Origin of the sequence: Streptomyces sp. MspMP-M5, assembly GCF_000373585.1 — a bacterium.
Lineage (GTDB): Bacteria > Actinomycetota > Actinomycetes > Streptomycetales > Streptomycetaceae > Streptomyces.
Window position 1 is genome coordinate 128,158 of the sequence record NZ_KB891866.1, and the last position, 19,700, is coordinate 147,857.

Annotated in this window: 11 protein-coding genes; 2 read left to right on the forward strand and 9 right to left on the reverse strand. The window is 72.2% G+C overall.

Annotation, left to right across the window (positions count from 1 at the left end; all coding sequences use genetic code 11):
• Window positions 1-28 precede the first annotated feature (28 nt).
• Window positions 29-5,956 carry a non-ribosomal peptide synthetase gene (locus B073_RS39315; protein ID WP_018537337.1) on the forward strand — a complete coding sequence of 1,976 codons (5,928 nt, stop codon included), beginning with the start codon at window positions 29-31 and terminating at the stop codon, window positions 5,954-5,956.
• Between the two features lie 102 nt (window positions 5,957-6,058).
• Here the strand turns inward: B073_RS39315 and B073_RS0106825 are convergent, their stop codons facing one another.
• Window positions 6,059-9,115, reverse strand: coding sequence for an AfsR/SARP family transcriptional regulator (locus B073_RS0106825; protein ID WP_018537338.1), 3,057 nt, complete (start codon window positions 9,113-9,115; stop codon window positions 6,059-6,061).
• A 387-nt stretch (window positions 9,116-9,502) separates the two neighbouring features.
• A complete protein-coding gene (locus B073_RS0106830) occupies window positions 9,503-11,047 on the reverse strand; it encodes an FMN-binding glutamate synthase family protein (RefSeq protein WP_018537339.1) in 1,545 nt (514 codons plus the stop codon).
• 287 nt (window positions 11,048-11,334) lie between these two features.
• On the opposite strand from B073_RS0106830, the gene B073_RS39320 reads away from it, so the two are divergent.
• On the forward strand, window positions 11,335-12,039 hold the full coding sequence (locus B073_RS39320; protein ID WP_037811119.1) for a phosphatase PAP2 family protein: 705 nt from the start codon (window positions 11,335-11,337) through the stop codon (window positions 12,037-12,039).
• A gap of 7 nt (window positions 12,040-12,046) precedes the next feature.
• On the opposite strand, the gene B073_RS0106840 is transcribed toward B073_RS39320, so the two are convergent.
• The 7 genes from B073_RS0106840 to B073_RS0106870 are packed head-to-tail and all read right to left on the reverse strand — an operon-like array spanning window position 12,047 to window position 19,698.
• Window positions 12,047-13,390 (reverse strand): glutamate-1-semialdehyde 2,1-aminomutase, encoded by a 1,344-nt coding sequence (locus B073_RS0106840; RefSeq protein ID WP_018537341.1) that lies wholly within the window; start codon window positions 13,388-13,390, stop codon window positions 12,047-12,049.
• Window positions 13,391-13,397: 7 nt separating this feature from the next.
• Complete coding sequence (gene rfbC / locus B073_RS0106845; protein ID WP_018537342.1) at window positions 13,398-13,949, reverse strand: dTDP-4-dehydrorhamnose 3,5-epimerase; 552 nt, start codon at window positions 13,947-13,949, stop codon at window positions 13,398-13,400.
• A complete protein-coding gene (locus B073_RS0106850) occupies window positions 13,946-15,133 on the reverse strand; it encodes a polysaccharide pyruvyl transferase family protein (RefSeq protein WP_018537343.1) in 1,188 nt (395 codons plus the stop codon). The genes rfbC and B073_RS0106850 overlap by 4 nt, the downstream gene beginning before the upstream one ends.
• Window positions 15,130-16,086, reverse strand: a complete 957-nt coding sequence (locus tag B073_RS0106855) for a glycosyltransferase family 2 protein (protein WP_018537344.1) — start codon at window positions 16,084-16,086, stop codon at window positions 15,130-15,132. Before B073_RS0106855 ends, B073_RS0106850 begins: the two co-directional genes overlap by 4 nt.
• Entirely contained in the window at window positions 16,083-17,396 is a 1,314-nt protein-coding gene (locus B073_RS0106860; RefSeq protein WP_018537345.1) for a membrane protein, read from the reverse strand. The genes B073_RS0106855 and B073_RS0106860 overlap by 4 nt, the downstream gene beginning before the upstream one ends.
• Window positions 17,397-17,401: 5 nt before the next feature.
• A complete protein-coding gene (locus B073_RS0106865; RefSeq protein WP_018537346.1) occupies window positions 17,402-18,685 on the reverse strand; it encodes a DUF4910 domain-containing protein in 1,284 nt (427 codons plus the stop codon).
• Window positions 18,673-19,698: an NAD-dependent epimerase/dehydratase family protein gene (locus B073_RS0106870; protein WP_018537347.1), complete on the reverse strand. Its 1,026-nt coding sequence runs from the start codon at window positions 19,696-19,698 to the stop codon at window positions 18,673-18,675. Before B073_RS0106870 ends, B073_RS0106865 begins: the two co-directional genes overlap by 13 nt.
• Between the last annotated feature and the right edge of the window lie 2 nt (window positions 19,699-19,700).

The following is a 19,700-nucleotide window of genomic DNA, read 5'->3' on the forward strand; positions in this document are numbered from 1 at the left end:
CCATTTTCCGGATCTTCAAGGGAGCGTCATGAGCCAGTCGCAGAGTCCGCGGTCGGTGCAGGAGGAACTGCTGTGCGGCCTGTTCGCGCAGACGCTCGGTGTCCCGAGCGTCACGCCGGACGACAACTTCTTCGCCCTGGGCGGCCATTCGCTCAAGGCCGCACAGCTGCTCAGCCGGATCCGCGCAGTGCTCGGCGTGCAACTGGGAATCCGGGAACTGTTCGGCGCACCCACCGTGGCGCGTCTGACGGAACGGCTGTCGGCCCAGGCCACGGACGGGACGGTGGCGCGACCGCCGCTACTGCCCCGCTCGCGCCCCGAGGTGTTGCCGTTGTCGTTCGCGCAGCAGCGGTTGTGGTTCCTGGACCGTTTCGAGCAGAGTCCGACCTACAACGCGCCCTTCGCCTTCCGTATCGAGGGCCCGGTGGATGTGGGGGCGTTGCGGTTGGCGGTCGGTGATGTGGTGGCGCGCCATGAGGCGCTGCGGACGGTCTTTCCGGCGGTGGAGGGGGAGCCGTTCCAGCAGGTTCTGGCGCCTGCGCAGGCGGTGGTGGAGTTCACCGTCGTCCAGTGCCCTGCAGAGGAGACCACTCGCCGTTTCCATGAGGAGGCGTTCCGACCGTTCGCGTTGGCGTCGGATCTGCCGTTCCGGGTATCGCTCTTCTCGTCCTCGGCTGCTGAGCATGTGTTGTTGCTGACGTTGCATCACATTGCGAGTGATGGCTGGTCGGAGGCGCCGTTGTTGCGGGATCTGTCGGTGGCGTACGAGGCGCGGTTGTTGTCTGGTGAGGCGCCGCGGTGGGCCGCGTTGCCGGTGCAGTATGCGGATTACACGCTCTGGCAGCGTGAGTTGCTGTCAGAGGTGGGCGAGCGGCAGGCGGAGTTCTGGTCTCGTACGCTTGCCGATCTGCCGCAGGAACTGGCGCTTCCCACCGACCGGCCGCGCCCGGCGCAGCCGACGTACGCGGGCGGACTGGCCCGGTTCGAGCTGTCGGTCGAGTTGCACCACCGTTTGGCCGTGCTGGCTCGCGAGCACGGCACCACGGTCTTCATGGCGCTTCAGGCGGCGGTGGTCACCCTGCTGACGAGGTTGGGCGCCGGTACGGACATCCCGCTCGGTACGCCCACCGCGGGACGGTCGGACCAGGCGCTCGACGACGTCGTCGGCTTCTTCGTCAACACGTTGGTGTTGCGTACGGACACCTCCGGGAATCCGACGTTCGCGGAGTTGTTGCAGCGGGTGCGGGAGGCGGATCTGGCGGCTTTCGCGCACGAGGACCTGCCGTTCGAGCGGATCGTGGAGCAGCTCAATCCCGACCGCACGGGTGGCCGGCACCCCTTGTTCCAGACCATGCTGGTCCTCCAGAACAACGCCGAGGCGACTTTCCGCCTGGCCGACACCACCCTCACCCCCCACGCCCTGGACGCACACCCCTCCAAGTTCGACCTCAGCTGGAGCTTCACCGAGCAGCACGACGCCGCAGGCAACCCGGCAGGAATATCGGCCGCCTTGCTGTTCGCCACCGATCTCTTCGACTCCGGCACCGCCGAGCTGTTGCACCGGTTGTTCGTCCGCCTGGTGGACGCGGTGACCGGGGATCCGGATACCGGCGTGGAGGGGGTGGAGCTCTTCGACTCCGAGGAGCAGCAGCTGACCTTGCTGCGACGCAGTGAAGAGCGTCGTGCCGAACAGCATCGTCGCGACGCGGAGACGGCGGCCGGCTCCGGGGACGGTCTGGTGCGGGGACCGCGGTCGGTGCAGGAGGAGTTGCTGTCCGGCCTGTTTGCGCAGGTGCTGGGGGTGCAGAGCGTTGCACCGGACGACAACTTCTTTGCCCTGGGCGGTCATTCGCTGACGGCGACGCGGTTGGCCAGCCGGATTCGGTCGGTGTTGGGCGTGGAGTTGGGTGTGCGGACGCTGTTCGGTGCGCCGACGGTGGCCGGGCTGCTGGAGCACCTGACCGGTGACGAGGCGGTCGCACGTCCGGCACTGCTACCGCATCCCCGCCCCGAAGTGCTGCCGTTGTCGTTCGCCCAGCAGCGGTTGTGGTTCCTGGACCGTTTCGAGCAGAGTCCGACGTACAACGCTCCGTTCGCTTTCCGTGTCGCGGGCCCGGTGGATGTGGGGGCGTTGCGGTCGGCGGTCGGCGATGTGGTGGCGCGTCATGAGGCGCTGCGCACGGTCTACCCGGCGGTGGAAGGGGAGCCGTACCAGCAGGTTCTGGCGCCCGAGCAGGCGGTGGTGGACCTCACCGTCGTCCAGTGCCCCGCGGATGAGGTCACTCGACGCCTTCACGAGGAGGCGTTCCGGCCGTTCGCACTCTCGTCGGACCTGCCACTCCGGGTGTCCCTCCTCTCGTCCTCCGCCGACGAGCACGTGCTGTTGCTGACGTTGCATCACATCGCCAGTGATGGTTGGTCCGAGGCGCCATTGCTGCGAGATCTGTCGGTCGCGTACGAGGCACGGCTGTCTGGCGAGGCGCCACACTGGGCCCCGTTGCCGGTGCAGTATGCGGACTACACCCTCTGGCAGCGTGAGTTGCTGGCAGAAGTGGGGGAGGAGCAGGCGGAGTTCTGGGCCCGTACGCTCGCCGACCTGCCGCAGGAACTCGCGCTCCCCACCGACCGGCCGCGCCCGGCGCAGTCGACGTACGCGGGCGGCCTGGTTCAGTTCGAGTTGCCGTCGGAGTTGCATGGCCGTTTGGCGGCGCTGGCCCGTGACCACGGGGCGACGGTCTTCATGGTGCTCCAGGCAGCGGTGGCCACCCTGCTGACCAGGTTGGGCGCCGGCACGGACCTCCCCTTCGGCACACCCACCGCGGGACGTACCGATCAGGCCCTCGACGACCTCGTGGGCTTCTTCGTCAACACGTTGGTGCTGCGCACCGACACCTCCGGGAACCCGACGTTCGCGGAGCTGCTGCAACGGGTGCGGGAGACCGACCTCGCCGCGCTGGCCCACCAGGACCTGCCGTTCGAGCGGATCGTGGAGCAGCTCAATCCCGACCGCACGGGTGGCCGGCACCCCCTGTTCCAGACCATGCTGGTCCTCCAGAACAACGCCGAGGCCACCTTCCCTCTCGCCGACACCACCCTCACCCCCCAGACCTTCGACACCGTCCCCGCCAAGTTCGACCTCGACTTCACGTTCGTCGAGCGGACGGCGACGGACGACGGTCCCGGCGGTATCCGCGGGCTGCTGCACTACTCGGCCGACCTGTTCGACCACCACACCGCCGACTCCCTGGCCCAGCGCCTGCTGCGGGTCCTCGGCACGGTCACCGAGGCGCCGGACACCCGGCTCGACGCCGTGGACCTGCTCTGCCCCCAGGAGACCGCGCGCCTCCTGACGCAGTGGAACGACACCGACCGCGCGCTGCCGGACGACCGGCTGCTGCACGAGGTCTTCGAGGAGCACGCCCGACGCTCACCCGACGCCACCGCCCTGGTCGACGCGCACGGCCCGCTGACCTTCCGGGAACTCAACTCCCGTGCCAACCAAGTGGCCTGGCTGCTGCTGGGCCAGGGAGTGTCGGCCGACCAGCACGTGGCCACCCTGCTGCCGCGCACCGCCGAACACCTCGTCGCCCTGCTGGCCGTGCTGAAGGCCGGCGCCTGCTACGTCCCGCTGGACCCGGAGTATCCGGTGGAGCGGCTCGCCCTCATGCTGGCGGACGCGGCCCCCGTGCTGCTGCTGACCGACGTGGCCGGCGAGGCCCGGCTGCGCCCGCACTGCGCGACGACGCTGCCGGTCCTGCCGCTCGACGACCCCACCGTCCGCTCCTCCCGTGCCTGCTACCCGCCGGCCGACCCCTCCCGCGCCGACCGGCCCGTACGGCTGCGCCCGGAGCACCTCGCCTACGTGATCTACACCTCCGGTTCGACGGGCCGGCCGAAGGGCGTCGCGGTGGAGCACCGCGGCCTGATCAACCTCTTCCACGGCCACCTCGGCGAGGTGCACGCCGCGCCGGCCACGGACGGACGGCGCCTGCGGGCCGCGCTGACCGGACCCCTGACCTTCGACTCGTCCTGGTGCCCGGTGCTGTGGCTGATGGGCGGCCACGAACTGCACCTGGTCGACGACGAGACCCGCCGCGATCCCCAGGCACTGGCCGACTACGCCGCCGACGAAGCCATCGACTACCTGGAGGTCTCGCCGACGTTCTGCCGCCAACTGATGGCGGCGGGGCTGCTGTCGGACGACCGCCCGGCCCGGCCGCGCATCATCGAACTCGGCGGTGAGGGGTGCGACCAGGCCCTGTGGAGCGAGCTGCGGGCGGTGACCGGGACCGTGACCGTCAACGGTTACGGTCCCACGGAGGCCACGGTGTACGTCACCCACGCCCGGGCCGCCGACCACGAACGGCCGGCGATCGGGCGCCCGATGGGGAACAACCGCGTGTACGTCCTGGACGCGGGGCTGCGTCCGGTGCCGCCCGGTGTGACCGGCGAACTGTACCTGGCGGGAGCCGGGGTGGCCCGCGGGTACGTCGGCCGGCCGGCGCTGACCGCGCAGCGGTTCGTGGCCTGCCCGTTCGGCGGGCCCGGCGAGCGGATGTACCGGACCGGCGACCTCGCCCGGTGGACCGCCGACGGCGCCCTGGAATACGTGGGCCGCGCCGACGAGCAGGTCAAGATCCGGGGGTTCCGGATCGAGCCGGGCGAGGTGGAGACGGCGCTGGCCGGTCATGAAGCGGTGCGCCAAGTCGCCGTGACCGTCCGGGAGGACCACCCCGGCGACCGCCGGCTGGTGGCCTACGTGGTCCCGGCGCCGGAGCTGCCGGACACCGGCGCGCTGCGACGCTTCGCGGCGGCCACCCTGCCGCGCCACATGGTGCCGTCCGCCTTCGTCCTCCTGGACGCCCTGCCGCTGACCGCACGAGGGAAACTGGACCGGCGAGCGCTGCCGGCTCCGGACGGTGGCGCGGCGGAACAGCGGCGCGGCCCGCGCACGGTGCGCGAGGAGTTCCTGTGCGCCCTGTTCGCGCAGGTACTGGGCGTGCCCGAGGTGGGCATCGACGACGACTTCTTCGCGCTGGGCGGCCACTCGATGCTCGCCACCCGGTTGATCGGGCGCATCCGGTCGGTCCTCGGCACCGAGCTGGACATCAGGACCCTGTTCGACGCGCCCACTGTCGCCGAACTCGGCGCACGCCTCACCGACGACCGGCGGGAGGACTCCCTCGCCGTCCTCCTCCCGCTGCGCAGGGCCCGCGCCTCGTCGTCCCGCGCGGCCGCCGCAGCCGTGCCCCTGTTCTGCGTCCACCCGGCGGCCGGCATCAGCTGGGTGTACTCCGGGCTGCTCCGTCACCTTCCGCCCGACCAGCCCGTCTACGGCCTCCAGGCCCACGGGCTCACCGAACCGGACGCCACCCCGGACAGCATGGCGGAGATGGTGCGGGCATACCTGGAGCAGGTCCGCGCGGTCCGGCCGCACGGGCCCTACGCCCTGCTCGGCTGGTCCTTCGGCGGCCTGGTGGCCCATGAGATGGCGGTCCAACTCCAGGAATCCGGCCAGGAAGTCGCCTCCCTGGTGCTGATGGACAGCTTCCCGCCGGGCGACGGGCTCCCGCGCGGAGAAGAGGCGGCCGACGAGGCCGAGCTACGGCAGGCGCTCTTCGCCTCCCTGGGCGGGCAGCCGGACGCCGACGACCCCGCCGGGCCGCTTGCGCTGCTCGGCGAGCGCGGAACCGCGGCCATGCTGCGGGTCTTCGCACACCACGGTGGCCTTCAGGGCGGTTTCGTGCCCCGGACCTTCCGCGGCGATGTCCTGCTCTTCGAGGCCACCGAGGGCAAGTCCGCGGACGCGCCCCGGCCGGACGACTGGCGGCCCCATGTCACGGGGCGCGTCGCCGTCACCCCCGTACGGGGCGCACACGGCGAGCTGACCCGTCCGGATCGACTCGCCCAGATCGGACCGATATTGGCCGACTGGCTGGAGCGCGCACGGCGGTGAGTCCCGCACCCGCGTGAGGCGCCGCCGGGCCCGGTCCATCCGGACACCGCGTCCCGCCCGGAGGCCGCGTCCCGCCCGGATGGCGAACCGGGCGGGACCGGCTCACGCCGCCGCGGTGACGGCCCGGGGCCCGTCCGGTCGCAACTCCCGTTCCAACTCCGTAGCCCGCGCCAGATGGTCGTCCGCCTCGGAGCCCCGCCCCACGGCGCGCAGCGCCTCGCCGAGCACCTGGTGACTGCGCGCCAGCAGTCGCTGTTCACAGGACTCCTGGGCCCCGGCCAACGCCTCCCACGCGTACGCCACCGCGGCATCGGCGTCGCCGGCCAGCAACATGGCCTCCGCCAGCCGGAACTGGCACTCCGTCACATTGCGGACGTGGTCCGTGGACCGGGCCCGTGCCAGCACCCGCTGGTAGAGCCCGACCGCCGCGGTGTGCCGCCCGTCGTACAGCAGGCTGTCCGCCTCCGTCATCATCACGCTGATCAGCCACTTCACGTCCTGGCCGCGGGTGAGGACCCCGGCCAGCTCCCGGCACTGCGCCCCGATGGCGGCCAGGTCCGTCCGCCGGTCGGGGTCCAGGACCTCGATCTGCAACAGGAGGGTGCGGCGCCGGGCGACCAGCGCCTGGTCGCCGGTGGTCGCGGCCAGTTCCACCGAGCGCTGCGCATACCAGCGGGCCGCCTCGAAGCCGCCGAATTCGACCTCCAGTTGGGCCAGCATGGTGTGGGTGAAGAGCACGGCGAGGAACGGCCGCTGTCCCTCACCGGGGCGGGGCGCGTCCCCGAAGATCTCCACCACCCTCCGCAGGTGCTCCCGGGCCCGCTGGAGGGAACCGGCCCCCGCGTGCTTCCTGAGGATCGTGCCCGCCGCGTAGTAGGCGGTGCCGACCACCGCCGGACCGCAGTGCGCCAGCGCCGCGGGGAGCAGCACGGACGCGGCCCGCCCCAGCGACCCCAGCGGCAGCACCTCCTCGAAGCAGGGCACCAGGGTCAGCGCGTCCACGGCCAGCGCCACCGCTTCGGGATCGCCGTCGGCCGCGACCTGTTCGACCACGGCGCCCAGCACGGGCAGTACCCGCCGGATCCACCGCACCGCCTCCGGCCCGCCGGACATGTCCAGGTCCGCGGTCCGCCGCGGGTGGATCTCCGCGGTCAGCGGGCCGCTCAGCGGCTGGGTGGCCCGGACCGCCGCGACGACGCCGGTGCACAGGTAGTCGATCGCGCCGCGCACCACGGCCCGGTGCTCGGACGCGGGCAGCTCAGAACGGGCCTTCTGCCGGGCGTACGCCCCGACCAGATCATGGAAGTGGTACCGGCCCGGCGCCCCGGTCTCCAGTAACGCGGCGTCGACCAGCGCCTCCAGGACGTCCTCCGCCTCCTGCTCCGGCATCCGCAGGGCCGCCGCCGCGGCCCGCACGTCGAACTCGGTGCAGTGCGGGACCGACAGGGCCAGGAACGCCGCGGCCTGCCGGGCGGAGAGCTGCGCGAACGACATCTCGAACACCGCCTCGACCGTCACCTCGCCCACCCGCAGCTCCGCGAGGAGCCGCGCCTGGTCCGAGACCCGTTCCAGCAGCGCGGCGACGCTCCACCCGGGACGTGCCGCCAGCCGCGCGCCTGCCGCCCGCAGCGCGAGCGGAAGATGGCCGCAGGCCGCCACCAGCGCCGCGACCGCGTCCGGCTCCGCCTGGATCCGGTGGACCCCGGCGACCTTGCCGATCAGTTCGACGGCCTCGTCGGCGCCCAGCCCCCGCAGCGGCAGGGTGACCGTGGCGGGCAACGCGGGCAGGGTGCGGCCGGTGATCAGCACGGCGCAGCGGGCCGCGCCCGGTAACAGTGGTTCGATCTGTGCCGCGGTCGCGGCGTTGTCGAGCACGACGAGGACGGCCCGCGGCGAGAGCACGGTGCGGAACAGCGCCGCACGCTCCGGCAGGGACCCCGGTATCCGCTCGGCGGGGACCCCCAGCCCGGTCAGGAACCCCGCGAGGACCTCGCCCGGATCGGCGGGTGCGCCGTCGGGCGCCCGCAGGTTCGCGTACAACTGGCCGTCCGGGTACGTCCCGGCGACCGCGTGCGCCGCCCGCAGGGCCAGCGCAGTCTTCCCGGCCCCGCCCATGCCCGTCACGACGGCCACGGCGTGCGCCTGCCCCGAGGTCAGCGCCGAGACCAGCGCCGACATCTGCTCCTGACGCCCGGTGAAGTCACAGGGCGCGGGCGGTAATTGACCGGGCCCCACGGGCGCGGGAGCGCCCGCCCGAGCCGCTTCCGCAGCCGACGCCGCGCCCTCGTCGCCCTGGCCCGCCTCGTCTTCCACGTCGTCCTCATCTCCCTGGTCGGACGGCAGCAGCAGGGCCTCGTCCCCGGCCAGGATCGCCGCGTGCAGGGTGCGCAGCGTGGGGCTCGTGTCGATCCCCAGGTCCTCGGCGAGCACCCGACGGGCACGGTCGTAGGCCGACAGTGCTTCGGCCGCCCGCCCCGACCGGTACAGCGCGAGCATCAACGCGCCGTGCAGGCGCTCCCGGTACGGATACGTCTTCAGGGCCCGCACGATGTCCGGCACCGCCTCCGCATGACGGCCGCACACCAGCAACAGCTCCAGCCGGTACTCCAGGGCGGACGCCAGCTGCTCGCCCAGCGTGCGGCGCCAGTTGAGCGCGAACGGTCCCGGCAGCCCGGCCAGCGCGGGCCCCTGCCACATCGCCAGCGCCTCCTCCAGGCAGGCGGCCCCCGCGGCGGGATCCCTGCCGTGGGCGTGCCGCCGGGCCAGCGCGACGAGCTGCCCAAATCTCAGCGCGTCCACCCGGTCCTCCGGGATGCGGAGCACATACCCGTCGGCCATGGTCTCGATCACGGCCCGCCCCGGGCCGTCGCCCCCGTCGCCCGGCTGCGCAGCGCGGGCCTCGCGGTCCAGGTGCGTCCGCAACCGGTGGATGTAGTTGACGATCACCCGCCGGGCGGAGGCGGGCGGATCGTCGAAGTACAGCCCGTCGATCAGTTCGTCGATAGTCACCAGCGTGCCGGGGCGCAGAGCCAGGGCCGCCAACACGCTCTGCGGGCCGGGCGCGCCGGGACGGGTGACGTTCCCGCGCGCCGAGACGTACCGGACGGGCCCGAGCAGCCGGATGCGGTCCGACCCCGACAGCGCGGAAGTCTCTGCCATAGCTCTCTGCATGTCTCCTGTAGGGCGGAGAACGGAATCGCCACCGCACACCGCCGTGCATCGGTCAGTGAAAGACGCCGAACAACGTGCCCCCGCCCGCTGACGTTCCACTAACTTTCGACTGACGCCGGTGTCATCACTGCCGCGTCCGCACCTGGCGAGTGCCCGTGACGGACCGCATGGCGCCCGTCGCGGGGCGGCGACGAAGGCACGCCGAGGAACGCGTCCCACAGCCAGGACCTGCAACGCAGCGCCGTCGACCGCCCTCCGGCGGGCCCCGCCCGGGCCCGAGCCGCCTCCCTAACGTCGCCAACTCCTGGGCTGCGCGCCTGCTCCGAGCAGGAGAACAGGAGAGCAGTGCGCGCAGTGCTTGCCGGTGCCGGCGCGTCAGACGGTCGGGCTCGGCACGGAGGCCGGCTTGGTGGTGAGCAGTGCGGTGATCTCCTCGGCGAGGTGCGGGGCGAGCTCGCCCCAGCCGTCCTTGTAGCCGTAGACGCCGGCCAGGGTGCGGGCCTCGTAGTCGCCGTTCATGATCTCGATGTCGTCGGCGGTGATGAGCGCCGGGTGCGCGACGCCGACGGCCGCCGAGACCTTCGTCAGCTCCTGGCGCAGGGTGCGCAGGTAGACGGCGGCCCGGGTGGCCTTCGAGGTCGGGTCGAGACCGCGGGCCAGCCGCGCGTTCTGGGTGGCGACGCCGGTGGGGCACTTGTCGGTGTGGCACTTCTGCGACTGGATGCAGCCGATCGACAGCATCGCCTCACGCGCCACGTTGATCATGTCGACACCCAGCGCAAAGGCGACCGCGGCGTTCTCGGGCAGGCCGAGCTTGCCGGAGCCGATGAAGGTCAGGTCGTCGGTCAGCCCCAGCTCGGCGAAGGTGCCGTAGACCCGGGAGAAGCCCATCCGGAAGGGCAGCGACATCGAGTCGCTGAAGATCAGCGGAGCCGCCCCGGTGCCGCCCTCACCGCCGTCGACGGTCACGAAGTCGACACCACGGTCACCACGCGCCATCAGCGTGGCCAGCTCCTGCCAGAAGTCCATCTCGCCCACCGCGCTCTTGATCCCGACCGGCAGACCGGTCTCGGTGGCGAGCAGTTCGACGAAGTCGAGCATCGAGTCGACGTCGCTGAACGCGGTGTGCCGCGACGGGGAGGCGCAGTCCTTGCCGAGCGGTATGCCGCGGATCTCGGCGATTTCCGGGGTCACCTTCGCGCCCGGCAGCATCCCGCCCAGCCCCGGCTTGGCGCCCTGGGAGAGCTTGATCTCGATCGCCTTGACCGGGGCGCCGGCGACCACCTCCTTGAGCTTGTCGAGGTTGAAGCTGCCGTCCTCGTTGCGGCAGCCGAAGTACGCCGTGCCGATTTGAAGGACGAGGTCGCCGCCGTTGCGGTGGTACGGCGAGAGGCCGCCCTCGCCCGTGTTCTGCATCGTGCCCGCCAGCGCCGCCCCCTTGTTGAGCGCCGTGATCGCCGCGCCGGAGAGCGATCCGAAGCTCATCGCCGAGATGTTCACCACGCTCGCCGGCCGGAACGCCTTGGCGCGCCCGCGCGGCCCGCCCAGCACCTTGGCCGAGGGCAGTGGGGCCTGCGGGTCGTGCGCGTCGGGCAGCGTGCCGGCGAACGTGCGCTGCTTCAGGTACGCGTGGCCCTGCACGTGCTCGACGTCGTTGTCGGTTCCGAACCCGAAGTAGTTGTTCTCGCCCTTCGCCGACGCGTAGATCCAGGTGCGCTGGTCACGACTGAACGGGCGCTCCTCGTCGTTGGACGTCACGATGTACTGCCGCAGCTCGGGCCCGATCGTCTCCAACAGGTACCGGGCGTGCCCGATCACCGGGAAGTTCCGGAGCAGTGCGTGCTTCTTCTGGACAAGGTCACGAGCGGCCACCAGTGCCAGTGCTGTTGCGGTGGCCGTGGCGATGCTCCGGGCGCGCATGAACGTTCCTCTCCTCGATGCTCGACTCCTTCGCCGTGCGGTGGAGTCGTTGTGCCGTGTCGTGCCGTATCGGGCGTTGGGCGGCGGACATGACCAAGCGGGCGTCAGCGTCCGTCGAAGAACGCGCATTGATAGTAGGGCTCGCTCGAAACAGGCGCGGGGACAGGGTCGTCGGGTGGGCCCTCTTGTCGACGGCAGTGGCCGCGGGGCGGTTATGGTTGCCGGAGGGTGGGTCGGATACGACGGGGGGGCTCGCGTTGGATCGCCTTGCCGGACGCGGTGGGCGGGTGACCGATCGGCCGGCGCCCGCGGTGCTGCCCTCGTCGCTGCGTGCGACTCTCGGGCTGATCGCGGGCCTCGCCGCGTCGGTGGTCGTGTTGCTCGGGGTTCTGTACGCCGGCCACAGCGAGCCCGGCACGGTGGACAGGTGGATCATCCGGCCGACGGCGGACAGTGTGCGGCCGCCGTGGCGGTACGTCGCTCTGGCCGCGGACTTCTTGGGGGAGCCCGTAGGAGCGGCGACGCTGATCGTGGCCATCGTGACGGGCTGCCTGCTGCTTCGGCGTCCTCGCGCGGCGTTGTTCGTCGTTGCCGGGGCCGGCCTGGCCGTGGGGACGGCGACGCTGCTCAAGCACCTGGTGGGACGCACCATCCACGGCGCCGACAACCTGTCCTATCCGAGCGGGCACACCGCCTTCCTCACCGCGCTCGCCCTCGTGGCGGCGCTGCTCGCGACCGGCCGACTCGGCCTCGGCAGGACGGCCGGCACGTCACTCGTGCTCGCCGCGGCGCTGGTTGCCGGCGCCGCCATGGGCTGGGCGCAGGTCGTCCTGGGCGCGCACTACCCGACCGACGCCCTTGGCGGCTGGTGCACCGCGCTGGCCCTGGTGCCTGCGACCGCGTGGCTGGTCGACCGGACGGCGAACAGGATGACCGGCCGGACGCCCGGCAGGACGACCGATGCTGCCCGGCCGGAGCCGGGCAGCCGCTGACGTACCGTCATGCCAGGCGGCGGAACACGGGCTTCACCGGCCGCCCGCCGAGCCAGGGAGAGGGATCCGCGGCGTCCAGTGCCTTCCGGTACACCGCGCACGCCTGCGCCACCACGTCGATGGTGTGGTCGATGTCCGCGTCGGTGAGCGCGCTGCTCACCACGAACGACGGAGCCAGTACCCCGCCCGCGAGGAGCCGCCGCAGGAAGAGGGTGCGGTACTCCTGCGACGGCCGCAGGTTCTCGTCGAGGGTGGCGAAGACGAGGTTGCTGGCCCGGCCGCGGACGGTGAGGTGGTCGCCGACGCCCATGCCGGCCGCGGCGTCGCGGACTCCGGCGGCCAGTCGTTCGCCGAGGGCGTGCAGTCGGGCGGTGATGCCCTCCTCGACGTAGGTGGTCTGCACGGCCATCGCGGCGGCCAGCGAGTGCGTCTCCGCGCCGTGCGTGGTGGACAGCAGGAACACCCGGTCGTGCGCGTGACGCAGCCCGCCCCGCTCCATCAACTCACGGCGCCCGGCGAGCGCGGAGACGGCGAACCCGTTGCCCAGCGCCTTGCCGAACGTGGAGAGGTCGGGGACGACGCCGTACAGGCCCTGGGCGCCCGCCTCGGACCAGCGGAAGCCGGTGATCATCTCGTCGAAGATCAGCACGCAGCCGTGCCGGTCGGCCAGTTCGCGCAGGCCGGTGAGGTACCCGGGCGGGGGCTCGGTGTGGGTGGCGGGTTCGAGGATCAGGCAGGCGATCTCGTCCTGGTGACGGGTGAGCAGCTCCTGTGCGGCGGCCAGGTCCCCGTACGGGAACGTCACGGTCAGCTCGTTGGTCGTCGCAGGAATGCCCGCGGACATCGGCGTGGTGCCGATGAACCAGTCGTCGACGGAGAAGAACGGGTGGTCGGCGCAGAGGGCCACCCGCGGGCGCCCGGTGGCGGCGCGGGCCAGGCGCACCGCGGCGGTGGTGGCGTCGGAGCCGTTCTTCGCGAACTTCACCATCTCGGCGGTGGGCACCGTGGCCAGGAAGCGTTCCGCGGCCTCGACCTCCACGATGGACGGCCGGACGAAGTTGCTGCCACGGTCGAGTTCCCGCCGCACCGCCTCGATCACGCGTGGGTGGGCGTGGCCGAGGCTGACCGACCGCAGGCCGGAGCCGTACTCGAGATAGCGGTTGCCGTCGACGTCCCACACGTGGGCGCCCTGGCCGTGGCTGATGACCGCGGCCAGGTTCTCCGGATACTGGTCGTCGCCCTTGGCGTAGGTGTGCGCGCCCCCGGGGACCAGGGCGTGCAGCCGCTCGTTCGCCGCCCGCGACCGGGGCAGTGGGAACTCTTCGGTGTCAACCGTGTCTTCGGTGTCCACGCCGACCTCAACTCTCCATCTGCTGAAGGACCTTGGCGAGGCTCGGTGCCTCCTGGTCCCGCTGGGACATCGACGCGACCGGCAGCGGCCAGGGGACGGCAAGCTCCGGGTCGTCGAAGGCGATCGTCACGTCCTCGGCCGGATCGTGCGGCCGGTCGATCCGGTACGAGGTGTCGGCGGTCTCGGTCAGCGCCTGGAAGCCGTGCGCGCACCCCGCGGGGATGTAGAGCGTGGTCTGCGTCTCGCCGGACAGCTCGAAGGTGGCCACGCTACGGAAGGTCGGCGAGTCGGGTCGCAGGTCCACGACGACGTCGAAGATCCTCCCGTACGAGCACCGCACCAGCTTCGCCTCGCCGGCGCCGGAGCGCAGGTGCAGGCCGCGCAGCACACCCCGCACCGAGCGGGACAGGCTGTCCTGGACGAAGGCGTTCGGGTCGAGGCCGACCGAGCGGACCACGTCGGCGTCGAAGGTTCGGCAGAAGAAGCCGCGTTCGTCGGCGTACGGCGTCGGTTCGAACAGATACGCCCCGGCGACGGCCGGGACTTCGGTTGCCTTCATGAAGCCTCCCTCGGAAACAAGCTCGCGGTCAACTGGCTGAACTGATCGGCGAGTTGGCGTTCGACGCGTACGTTCCGCTCGGTGAGTGTCCGTCGTAGCTCCGCCGCATGTTTCTCCAACTCCCGGAACTGCTCCAGGAGCCGGTCGGCGTCGACCTTGCGGGCCGGATGGCAGTACGCGCCCAGCCCCATCCGGTCCATGAGTGCGTCGCTCTTGGCCGCATAGCTGAGTGCGAGCGTGGGGGTGCCGACCTTCAGCGCGCAGACCAGGTTGTGGTAGCGGGTCGCCACTACGGTGTCGGCAGCCGCCGTCTCCTTCATGAGGTCGGCGAGCGAGGCCGCCTCGGCGGCGGTGACCAGCGGCGAGTCCACCGCGTCGAGGATCGCGGCGACCACCCGCGCATCGCACGCGTCGCCGGTGAGCAGCCGCACCGGTCTGCCGTCCTCGACGAGCGTGCGGATGAAGGCGGTTGTCCCGGCGAGGTAGCGCCGGTGGATCTCCTCGGCCCGGCCGCGGTCGTCGTTGCCGCCGTGGAAGTCCATGACGCCGACGCAGACCGTTCCTGAGGGGGTGCTCGCGGGGGGCGTCGGCAGGGCGAAGGCGAGGTCCGGGCAGACCTTGTCGCGCGTGGTGTTCACGCCCATCTCCCGTAGTGCGTCGCGGGATGGGGTGTCCCGGTACGAGCGGTACGTGGCCAGCCGCGCCGACCAGCGCACCAGGGCCCGGGTCGCCCGGTCGCCGATCGGCGCGGCGCCGACGCCGACCAGTGCGACCCGGGTGCCGAACAGCCGGCCACTCGCGCAGAGCAGGAACAGCGCGTACGGGAAGCCCCACGGCCGCAGCGGCAGCGTGGCCTCCAGGACGCCCATGCCCGGGACGATCACCACGTCGTGGCGGCGCACCCAGGCAGCGGTGCGGACGGCGTCGACGAGTTTGCCCAGGCCCTTGGCCGCGACGGCGCCCGCGCGGGACGCGGTTCGGTACTCGCCCCGGTACCAGTGCAGCCGCGTCGCGGGGACCCCGTACCGGGCCGTGACGACCTCGGGTCCGCCGCACAGCGCGTCCACGACCGCCTGCGGGTGCTCGGCGCGGAGGTACCCGAGCACGGCCTCCAGCGACCCGTCGTTGCCGAGGTTGCCGGAGCCGAGCAGGCCGAACACCCCCACCCGCACCGCCTTGTTCATGCCGGCCCCCCGTCACGGCCTGCACGCCCCGCGACGAGCGCGTCGACGGAGACGCTGAACCGGGCCGGGTCGACCGGGGCGCGATCCTCGACCCGTTCGCCGGCGCCCGGCCGGACCCGGCTCGTCATCCACGCGGACAGGTGACGGAAGCACGCGCGCCGGTCGGCCGCGGACAGCGGCGCCCGCCGGATCGCCGCGACGAAGCCCCAGACGTACTCGGTGAGCAGCCGGGGCGTGGGGTGCAGCGGGCCTGCCCGGCGCGGGTCCAGGTTGACGCACCGGGAGCGCTTGGAGGGGTTCGCCCGCTCGGCGCGGGTGGGGTGGTCGCGGCGGAAGTACAGCAGCTCCGGCACCTGGTGGAAGGGCCCGTGCAGGACGATCTCGGCGACGAACGTGCGGTCCGCGTGGTGGTAGCTGTCGTGCGGCTTGACCCGGCGCAGCACGTCGGCCCGCAGTACCCCGTAGAAGTCGTCGCCACCGGGCTCGAACAGGAAGCTGCGGAAGCGCTCCGGCGCGCGCGGCGAGTCGGTGGCGAGCCCGTACGCGTACGGGACCTTCACCTGGCCGTCGCCGTCGATGACCGCCTGGCCGGAGTGCGCGAGGACGATGTCCGGCCGCTCGTCCAGCGCCTCGACGCAGCGCCGCAGCAGGTCCCGGGCATAGAGGTCGTCGTGCGAGGCCCACTTGAACAGCTCGCCGCGGCATTGGGTGAACACGTAGTTGTGGTTCGGCGCGGCGCCGATGTTCCGGGGCAGCCGGAGGTAGCGGATGCGTGCGTCGTGAGCGGCGTACTTGCGGCAGATGTCCTGGGTCCCGTCGGTCGAGGCGTTGTCGGAGATGACCAGCTCGAAGTCCTCATAGGTCTGGCCGAGCAGGGCGTCGAGCGACTCGGCGAGGTACTCCTCGCCGTTGTAGACGGGCAGGCCGATGCTCAGCCTGGGTTGGGTGGTCATGAGGTCCTCACTTCGGGGATGGGGTGGTTCTGGTGGCGCTCGCGCAGGGCGGGCCGCAGTTGCAGCCACCACACGGCCGAGCCGCAGACGGTCGCGGTGGCGACGCCCCAGGCCGAGCCGACCGTGCCGGCCACGACCGCCCCGCCGAGTCCGCCGACGACGTAGCAGGCGGAGGCGAACAGCTGGCAGCGCAGGCTGCGCCGGGCCGCGGCGAGCGCGCGCAGCCCGGCCGCCGCGCCGGTGCCGAGACCGGCGCCCGCGACGCCGAGGGTGACCGGCACGATGAGCGCCGAGGCGGAGGGCCAGACGCCGCCGAGCACCAGCGCGCCGAGCCGGTCCGGCATCAGCAGCAGCGCCACGCCCCAGAGCAGCGCGGCGACGGCCTGCCCGCCGCCCAGCAGAAGGCAGAACGTGCCCAGCCGGTGCGGTGCCTGCCGCAGCACCCGTGCCGCCTCGGCGACGGTGACCAGCGACAGCCCCATCAGCAGCGCGAGGAACGGGCCGAGCAGGAGCTCGGCGCCCCGGACCGCACCCACCGCGCCGACCCCGACGATCGCGCCGAGCCCGTACGCCCGCAGCTGGCTCGCGCCGCTGAGGGCGACGTTCTCGACCAGGTACCGGTAGCCGAGGTCGCGCTGCTCGCGAAGCCACCCGCGCGCTCTGGTCATCCGGGGCCGGATACCGGACTGCAGGCAGCCGTACCCCGCGGCCACCGCGGCGGACGCGCCCCAGGCCAGGACGAAAGCGCCCACGCTGCCCACGTGGGCCGCCACCACCAACGCCGGGACGAGCGCGACGCCCCACACGAGGTCGTTGACGAACGCCTTCTGCCCGGTGCCGGCGGCGAAGAACGCGAACCGCCAGGCGTCTTGCAGCAGCAGCCCCGGCAGTACGACGCCGAGGCAGGCGAACGCGGTCCCCACGCGGCCGCCGAGACCCAGTCCGGCCACCAGGCACGCCGCGCCGAGGGCGGCACCGAGACCGAGCGCGGTACCCGACGACCGGACCACCGCCGCGCGCCAGGACGCGGCCGGCACACCGCTGAAGCGCACCACGAGCGGGTCGGTGGCCAGCCCGCGGGAGACGTTGAGCACCACGCCGTAGGTCACCCAGGCCAGGCTGAACACACCGAACGCGGCCACCCCCAGCGAGCGGGCCACATAGATCCCCACCACGAAGTTGGACATGCTGGAAGCCGCCTGGTCGGCCAGTCCCCAGGACAGCCGGCCGGCGATGGCCCGCCTGGCGGACGACCGGGTGTGCCTGGCCCGGGCCGCCGATGCCGTCGTCAGCTCCTCCTCGGTGGTCATCCGCGTCATGCCTTGATCAGCCCGGCGCCGTGCAGGGCGCCGGCCGCGGCGGCGACGGTGTCGAACGGCAGCCCGGACCGCTCGGCGACGTCCAGCAGACAGTGCTCGCCGTCGGAGAGGCTGAGCACCCAGAGCATGGCCATCTGGGCCTGCTTGGTGTCGCTGCGGCCGCCGAGCGCTTCGTACAACCCACGCCGGCCCAGCTGCGGTTCGCCGTACGGGCTGAGGTTGACGTACCGCCGGTTGCGGTCCAGCACGGCGAACGCCTCGCGGCAGACGGCGAGCGTGTCCGCCATTGCCGCCGGGGAGACAAAACTCAGGTTGTCCGCCGAGGTGTGGTACTCGGGGTAGCCGGCGTACGGCGTCCGGCTGAGCGAGCCCACACCGAGATCGAACCCGGGTGAACAGTACTGCCGCTCGTCATAGCCGTACGGGGTGAACTCGGCAACGCGGTGCGGGCGTTCGGACGTGGCCAGCACATGCCGCAGCACCCGGTCGATCTCGGCGTCGCCGCGCCTGCTCTGTTTGTACGTCAGTTGGCCTCGGTCGCCGGCGCAGGCCAGCACCAACCCGTGCTTGACCTGGTCTGTCCGTTCCGCGTTACGGGCCAGCCAGGTGATCGCTCCGATGGTGCCGGGCGCGTAGATGAACCGGTAGGTGTAGTACGGCGATTGCCCGGCCAGCGCCCGGGCCAGGAACGTCGCCACCGCGATACCGGCCAGGTTGTCGTTGGCCAGCGACGGGTGGCAGACATGACAGGAGACGATCACCTCGTCGGCGACCTGCCCGGGCACCACGTGCTCGGCGTAGGTGAGGTGGCCGTCGGCGAGCGTGGAGTCGATGCGCACCTCGTACTCGCCGTCCGGCAGCGCGTCCAGGGTCTCCTGGGACAGGCAGAACCCCCAGTCCGGCTTGTAGTAGCTGGTGCGGTACGGCACCCAGGCCGGGTGGTCCGGCAGGGTGTGCAGGTGTGCGCGCAGCTCGGCCAGCGGCATGGTCGCCGACACCGGCACGCTGTAGCCGAGCACGTGCAGGCTGGACGCGGCGAAGTCGACGACCCGGCGGCCAGTCGTGTCGGCGATGTACGCGTCCCGGATGTTCCACTCCTGCGGCACCGTCCAGTCGAGCACCTGCGTCCCGGTCGGCACCTCGTGCACCTGTAGCGGGATGTACTCGCCGACGATCTCCAGGGTGGCGCGCACACCGTCGCCGGTGATGCTCCGGCAGAGCGGGTACAGCCGCTCCACCAGGGCGTACATCTCCTCGCCCAGCGCGGTCACGGGCGCCACCGCAGGGTGTCGTCGACGGCACCGGCCTCGGACGCCGCGCGCAACACGGCCAGCCGGGTGAAGCGCCGGTCGAAGTCGTCCTTGGTGAGCCCGAACTTCCGGTAGGCGTCGGCAAGTTCGCGTGCGCCCCGCTGCACGGTCCACTCGCAGTCGAAGCCGGGGATCGCGGTGCGGAAGGCGGCGAAGTCCACCCGGTACGAGCGCGGATCGGCACCGCTCTCGCCGGTGATCCGCACCTTCGCGCCGGACACCGCCTCGGCCACCTGCTCGGCGATCTCGGCGACGGTGACGTTGTTGGTCTCGCTGCCGATGTTGAACGCCCGGTCGTGGACCGCCTCGCGTGGTGCGTCCAGCGCGGCCGCGAAGGCCCGGGCGATGTCGGCGGCGTGCACCAGCGGGCGCCACGGAGTGCCGTCGGAGAGCACCAGCACCTCGCCGGACAGCAGGGCGTGGCCCACCAGGTTGTTCAGCACGATGTCGGCGCGCAGCCGGGGCGAGTAGCCGAAGGCGGTGGCGTTGCGCATGTACACCGGGGTGAAGTCACCGTCGGCCAGCGCGTGCAGGTCGTCCTCGACGCGCACCTTGGATTCCGCGTACGGCGTCACCGGGCGGAGCGGGGCGTCCTCGGCGACCAGTCCGTCACCGCCCGCGGCGCCGTAGACCGAGCACGTCGACGCGTACAGGAACCGCCTGACGCCCGCCTCGCGGGCCAGCCGGGCCAGCCGCACGGACGCATGGTGGTTGATGTCGTAGGTGAGCTCGGGTGCGAGGGAGCCCAGCGGGTCGTTGGAGAGCGCGGCCAGGTGGATCACGGCGTCCACCCCGGCCACGTGCTCGGCCGTGACGTCGCGCAGGTCCACCCGGTGACCTGGCGGGTCGGCGGGTGTGGGGCCGAGGACGCAGTCGGCGAACAGGCCGGCGTCCAGGCCGACGACTTCGTGTCCGGCGGCCGTGAGTGCCGGGGCCATCACGGTGCCCAGGTAGCCCTGGTGTCCGGTGAGTAGTACGCGCAAGG

Excerpts from the sequence above, each read along its gene's own strand:
- B073_RS0106855 (WP_018537344.1), bottom strand. The coding sequence starts at position 16,086 with ATGACCACCCAACCCAGGCTGAGCATCGGCCTGCCCGTCTACAACGGC.
- B073_RS0106850 (WP_018537343.1), bottom strand. The coding sequence starts at position 15,133 with ATGAACAAGGCGGTGCGGGTGGGGGTGTTCGGCCTGCTCGGCTCCGGC.
- B073_RS0106825 (WP_018537338.1), bottom strand. The coding sequence starts at position 9,115 with ATGGCAGAGACTTCCGCGCTGTCGGGGTCGGACCGCATCCGGCTGCTC.
- B073_RS0106860 (WP_018537345.1), bottom strand. The coding sequence starts at position 17,396 with ATGACCACCGAGGAGGAGCTGACGACGGCATCGGCGGCCCGGGCCAGG.
- B073_RS39315 (WP_018537337.1), top strand. The coding sequence starts at position 29 with ATGAGCCAGTCGCAGAGTCCGCGGTCGGTGCAGGAGGAACTGCTGTGC.
- B073_RS0106830 (WP_018537339.1), bottom strand. The coding sequence starts at position 11,047 with ATGCGCGCCCGGAGCATCGCCACGGCCACCGCAACAGCACTGGCACTG.
- rfbC (WP_018537342.1), bottom strand. The coding sequence starts at position 13,949 with ATGAAGGCAACCGAAGTCCCGGCCGTCGCCGGGGCGTATCTGTTCGAA.